The 6,208-nt window shown below is 69.5% G+C and carries 2 protein-coding genes; both read left to right on the top strand.

Annotation, left to right across the window (positions count from 1 at the left end):
- The first annotated feature begins 7 nt into the window (after window positions 1-7).
- Entirely contained in the window at window positions 8-1,774 is a 1,767-nt protein-coding gene (gene treS, locus M3E84_RS12190; RefSeq protein ID WP_259896535.1) for a maltose alpha-D-glucosyltransferase, read from the top strand.
- Between the two features lie 46 nt (window positions 1,775-1,820).
- Window positions 1,821-5,714, top strand: a complete 3,894-nt coding sequence (glgB, locus tag M3E84_RS12195; RefSeq protein WP_259896534.1) for a 1,4-alpha-glucan branching protein GlgB — start codon at window positions 1,821-1,823, stop codon at window positions 5,712-5,714.
- Window positions 5,715-6,208: the final 494 nt, after the last annotated feature.

Here is a 6,208-nt window from a genome sequence, read left to right on the forward strand (position 1 = left end):
GAACGCCATCAACCCGGCCAGCTTCGGAGTCAACGCCCCGGGGATCTCGCACGATCCGGACTGGTTCCGCAAGGCGGTGTTCTACGAGGTGCTCGTGCGCGCCTTCTCGGATGCCAACGGCGACGGGTCGGGCGACTTCTCGGGTCTGATCGAGCGGCTGGACTACCTCCAGTGGCTCGGCATCGACTGCCTCTGGATCCCGCCGTTCTACGAATCGCCCCTGCGCGACGGCGGCTACGACATCTCGGACTACTACTCGGTGCTCGACGAGTTCGGCACCGTCTCGGACTTCAAGCGCCTCGTGGCCGAGGCCCACGCCCGCGGGCTGCGCGTCATCACGGATCTGCCGCTGAACCACACCTCGGATCAGCACGAGTGGTTCCAGGCCTCCCGCGAGGACCCCGAGGGACCCTACGGAGACTTCTACGTCTGGTCGGACACGGATGAGCTGTACTCCGAGGCCCGGATCATCTTCGTGGACACCGAGGAGTCGAACTGGACCTTCGACCCGGTGCGCCGGCAGTTCTTCTGGCACCGCTTCTTCTCGCATCAGCCGGATCTGAACTTCGAGAACCCCAAGGTCGTCGAGGCCGTCTACGACGTTGTGCGGTTCTGGCTCGACATGGGCATCGACGGCTTCCGGGCCGATGCCATCCCGTATCTGGTGGAGGAGGAGGGCACCAACTGCGAGAACCTGCCCGGCACCCATGACTTCCTGGTGGGCCTTCGCGAGATGGTCGACCGCGAGTACCCCGGCCGCGTGATCATCGCCGAGGCGAACCAGCCCCCGGAGGAGGTCGTCGAGTACTTCGGCTCGGCGGAGGCCCCGGAGTGCCACATGTGCTTCCACTTCCCGATCATGCCGCGGATCTTCTACGCCCTGCGCGACCAGCGGGCCCAGCCGCTGATCGACACCATGGCCACCACGCCGCGCATCCCCGAGGGCACGCAGTGGGGCACGTTCCTGCGCAACCACGACGAGCTCACCCTCGAGATGGTCACCCCCGACGAGCGCCAAGCCATGCTCGGCTGGTACGCCCCGGATCCGCGCATGCGCGCCAACGTGGGCATCCGTCGTCGTCTGGCTCCGCTGCTGGACAACTCGCGGGCCGAGATCGAACTGATCCATGCGCTGCTGCTCGCGCTGCCGGGCAGCCCGTTCCTGTACTACGGCGACGAGATCGGCATGGGCGACAACATCTGGCTCGACGACCGCGATGCCTCCCGCACACCCATGCAGTGGACCCCGGACCGCAATGCCGGCTTCTCGGAGGCCGATCCCGGCAAGCTGTACCTGCCGGTGATCCAGTCGCTCGTGCACCACTACACGCAGACCAACGTGGAGGCGCAGCTGGCCTCGTCGTCGTCGCTGCTGCACTGGCTGCGCCGCATGCTGCTGGTGCGCCGCGAGCACCCGGCGTTCGGCATGGGCGAGTTCCGCTCGGTGGACTCCGGGCATGAGTCGGTGTTCGCCTTCGTCCGCGAGTTCCATCCCCGGGACGAGCGCCATGAGGACCAGGCCGAGACGCTCGTGTGCATCTTCAACCTGTCGCACACCCCGGCCGCGAGCACGATCGATCTGCCGGAGTTCGCCGGTCGCGGCCTGCGCGAGGTCTTCGGCGGCGAGCCGTTCGGCAGCGTCGATGACAGCGGGACCTACCGGGTGACGCTGGGCTCCCAGGACTTCTTCTGGCTGCGGGTGCGCAGCGCCCCCGACGCCTCGGGCGCTCAGCCGGCCACGCAGTCCATGCCGATCATCACCAGCCTCGGCTGAGCGCGTCCGCGCCCCTCACACGCACCACCTGCACAGGAGACCCGACATGACCGCCGAGAACACGTCGTCGCACCCGGCGCGCAGCCTCGAGGAGGTGCTGCGCGCGTGGCTGCCCTCGCGCCGGTGGTTCCCCTTCGACGGAGATCCGCAGCAGCTGAGCCTCGAGACGGCTGCGGTCATCCCGCTGTCCAAGTCCCAGGCCGGTGCCTCCTCCGAGGACCACGGCATGGCGATCCACCTCCTGCGGGTGGGCCTCCCGTCCGGCACGCGGATCGTCCAGGTGCCGCTGGAGATCTCCGGGACAGCCTTGGATCAGGGCATCGGCTCCTTCGAGTCATCGGTAGGACCCCGGCATGTCCGCGAGGCTGTCGACCAGCCCGAGTTCCTGGACGCCGTGCTGGGACTGCTGCGGCAGGGCTCCCAGATCGGCGGGCACCGCGCGACCATGACGGGGGCCGCCAACGACTCCCTGGTCCCGGTCTCGGGCGTCCGCGCGGCTGAGCAGGTGCAGGTGATCGCCGGCGAGCAGTCGAACACCTCGGTCGTGCTGCGCCCCGTCGAGCCCGGTGAGGACGCGCTGATCCTCAAGTTCTTCCGGGTCCTGGGCGAGGGGCAGAACCCGGACGTCGAGGTCGGCCGCGAGCTGACCGACCTCGGCTGCTCCGTCGTGGCCCGCACCTGGGGCTGGGCGGATATCACCTGGCCGGAAGCCGATGACCACGGCGGCCGCCGTCAGGCCGCCGGGCAGGCGGTCGTGGCCGCGGAGTTCGTCGACGGAGCGCAGGACGCCTGGCGCCTGGCGGTCGAGGCAGCCGCCGAGGGACGCTCCTTCGCCGCAGAGGCCCGCGAGCTCGGCCGAGCCACGGCGCGCATGCACCGTGACCTCGCCTCCGCCTTCGGCGCCCAGGAGGCCGGTGGCCCTCAGCGCGAGGCGCTGCTGGACGGTCTGTCCGGGCGTCTGGAGTGGGCCCGCGATCAGCTGCGCGAGACTCTGGCAGGGCGGGAGCAGCAGCTGGACTCGGTCATCGACCGCGCCCGGCGCAGCGAGCAGCTGCCGGAGCTGCAGCGCATCCACGGCGACTACCACCTGGGCCAGGTCCTGCGCGGCCCCGACGGCGCCTTCCGCATCCTCGACTTCGAGGGCGAGCCGCTGCGCGAGATCTCCGAGCGCTCGGCCGCGGACCTCCCGCTGCGCGACGTCGTGGGGATGCTGCGCTCGCTGGACTACGCCGCCGCCTTCGGGCAGCGCGAGTCCGGGCGCAATACCGAGCAGTGGAGCATCGAGGCGGCCGAGGCCCTGCTCGAGGGCTGGACCGCCGTGACCCACATGATCGTGGAGCGCGCGGATCCGCTGTTCCAGGCGCTGTGGCTCGACAAGGCCATGTACGAGGTCGTCTACGAGTCCCGCAACCGCCCCGACTGGGTCGATGTTCCGCTGGCCGCAGTGCTCAGCGCGCTCGGAGGCACAGCTGCGGAGCCCTCCGTCCATGCGGCGGACAGTGCGGTTTCCGGCGAGCAGGCGGGTGACGGCGCGGCTTCGGCCGCGGCGTCCGAGGGGTCGCAGGACTCGGCGGTGGCCGCCGTCGTCGCGGCGGACCCGACGGCAGCGGCTGCGGGCGTACCCTCGCAGTACCAGGCCGATCAGGCCGCTGGGGGGAGCGCGCAGGCGATCCCCGACCAGCACGAAGGCTCCGCCCCGGAGCACCCCGCCGCAGCGCAGCAGGCGGAGGCGGACGAGATCAGCGGAAGCGAGCACCACGTGTCCCACACCATCTCCGAGGACGTCCTGGCGGCCGTCGCCGAGGGCCGTTACTACGACCCGCACTCCGTGCTGGGCGCCCACCCCCAGGACGACGGCACCGTCCTGATCCGCACCCTGCGGCGCTTCGCGCAGAAGGTCGAGGCGGTCACCGCCGACGGCTCCGTGCACCAGCTCAGCCACGAGTGGGGCGGGATCTTCACCGGTCGCATCCCCGCGACCTCGGACGGCGGCATCCCCGACTACCGGCTGCGCGTGAGCTGGGACGGTGGCCACAGCCGCGAGCTCGACGACCCCTACCGCTACACCCCGACCGTGGGCGAGATGGACCTGCACCTGATCGGCGAGGGCCGGCATGAGGACCTGTGGACCGTGCTCGGCGCCCGCGTCCGACGCTGGCCGTCGAGCTTCGGGGAGATCCGCGGCACGAGCTTCGCCGTCTGGGCGCCCAATGCCCGCGCGGTGCGGGTCATCGGCGACTTCAACGGCTGGGACGGCACCGAGCACGCCATGCGCTCGCTCGGCGGCAGCGGCGTCTGGGAGCTGTTCATCCCGGGCGTCGACCACGGCGCCATCTACAAGTTCCGCATCATGGGCCCGGACGGGCAGTGGAAGGACAAGGCGGACCCCATGGCGCGCTGGACCGAGGTCCCGCCGCTGACCGGCTCGCGTGTGCTGGACAGCCGCTACGAGTTCGGCGACGACGAGTGGATGCAGCGTCGCGCGCAGACCGATCCGCATAGCGGCCCCATGAGCGTCTACGAGGTCCACATCGGCTCGTGGCGCCAGGGCCTGAGCTACCGGGACCTGGCCACCGAGCTCGTCGACTACGTCAAGGCCCACGGATTCACGCACGTGGAGTTCATGCCGGTGGCCGAGCACCCGTTCGGCGGCTCGTGGGGCTACCAGGTCACGGGCTACTACGCCCCCACCTCGCGCTTCGGCGATCCCGACGACTTCAAGCACCTTGTCGATGCCCTCCACCAGGCCGGCATCGGCGTGCTCGTCGACTGGGTCCCCGGGCACTTCCCCAAAGACGACTTCGCCCTGGCCCGCTTCGACGGCGCACCTCTCTACGAGCACCCGGATCCCCGCCGCGGCGAGCACAAGGACTGGGGCACCCTGATCTTCGACTACGGCCGCACCGAGGTCCGCAACTTCCTGGTGGCCAATGCCCTGTACTGGCTCGAGGAGTTCCACGTCGACGGCCTGCGCGTGGACGCCGTGGCCTCGATGCTCTACCTGGACTACTCGCGCGAGCACGGCGAGTGGGAGCCGAATCAGTTCGGCGGCCGAGAGAACCTGGAGGCCATCGCCTTCCTGCAGGAGGCCACCGCCACGGCCTATCGCCGCAGCCCGGGCACGGTGATGATCGCCGAGGAGTCCACGGCCTTCCCGGGGGTCACCCGCCCCACGAGCGGCGACGGGCTGGGCTTCGGCATCAAGTGGAACATGGGCTGGATGCACGACTCGCTCGAATACGTGAGCGAGGACCCCATGTACCGCGGCTACCACCACGGCAAGCTGACGTTCTCCATGGTCTACGCCTACACGGAGAACTTCATGCTCCCGATCTCGCACGACGAGGTCGTCTACGGCAAGGGCTCGCTGCTGCGCAAGATGCCCGGCGATCGCTGGCAGCAGCTGGCCAACGTCCGCGCCTACCTCGCGTACATGTGGGCACACCCCGGCAAGCAGCTGATCTTCATGGGCACCGAGTTCGCCCAGGATGCCGAGTGGGACAACGACAAGTCGCTGGACTGGTGGCTCGCCGAGACCGAGCCGCACCAGGGCATCCAGCGCCTGATCGTGGCGCTGAACGAGATCTACCGGCAGACCCCGGCGCTGTGGGCGCAGGACAACGCGCCGGAGGGCTTCACCTGGCTGGACGCCAACGACAGCCAGGGCTGCACCATGTCGTTCGTACGGTGGGACACCGACGGCCGACCGCTGGTGTGTGCGGTCAACTTCGCCGGCACCCCGCACAGCGGCTTCCACCTGCCCCTGCCTCGCGGCGGGCAGTGGGAGGAGGTCCTGAACACGGACGAGACCCGCTTCGGCGGCTCCGGCGTCGTGAACGGATCGATCGAAGCGATCGACGAGCCCCAGTACGCGCAGCCGGCGCATGCAGTGCTGGATCTGCCGCCGCTGGGTGCGGTGTGGCTGCGTCCGTCGGTCTGAGTCGCCGGGTCGCCGGGTGAAGCGGCTCAGGTCCGGGCCGGCCGGTCCGGTGCGCAGTCACCGGGATCCGACCGGAGGCGCACCACTTGCAGGGGCCGACTGATCAGGGGAGGGGACCGTCGTCGCGCACGCATAGCGACGACGGGCCCCTCCCCGTTTGCGCGTACCGGTAGACGTGTGTAGTGTTCTTCTTCGTCGCTCCGGCAGTCCGGACGGCACGGAACGGCCGAAGGGCCTCGTGTCACGGACTGGGCACGGCGCGTCGCACGGTTTCTGAGAGTTCATCCGCTGGAGACGGCGAGTTGACCCCGGGGAGTGCGGCGGGTAATGTAGCGGAGTGCTTCGGACAGGTGCGGAAGCTGCGGATCAACGCGGTGACAGCACGGTCCAGCAAGAACCTGATCTTCGCGGGCCTGGTGAGACGGGCTGGTTGATCGTCTGTTGTTTGAGAACTCGATAGTGTGCCAAATTGTCTGCTGATACCAGTTCAAGCA

It is taken from the genome of Kocuria sp. p3-SID1428, assembly GCF_025149945.1.
GTDB lineage: Bacteria > Actinomycetota > Actinomycetes > Actinomycetales > Micrococcaceae > Kocuria.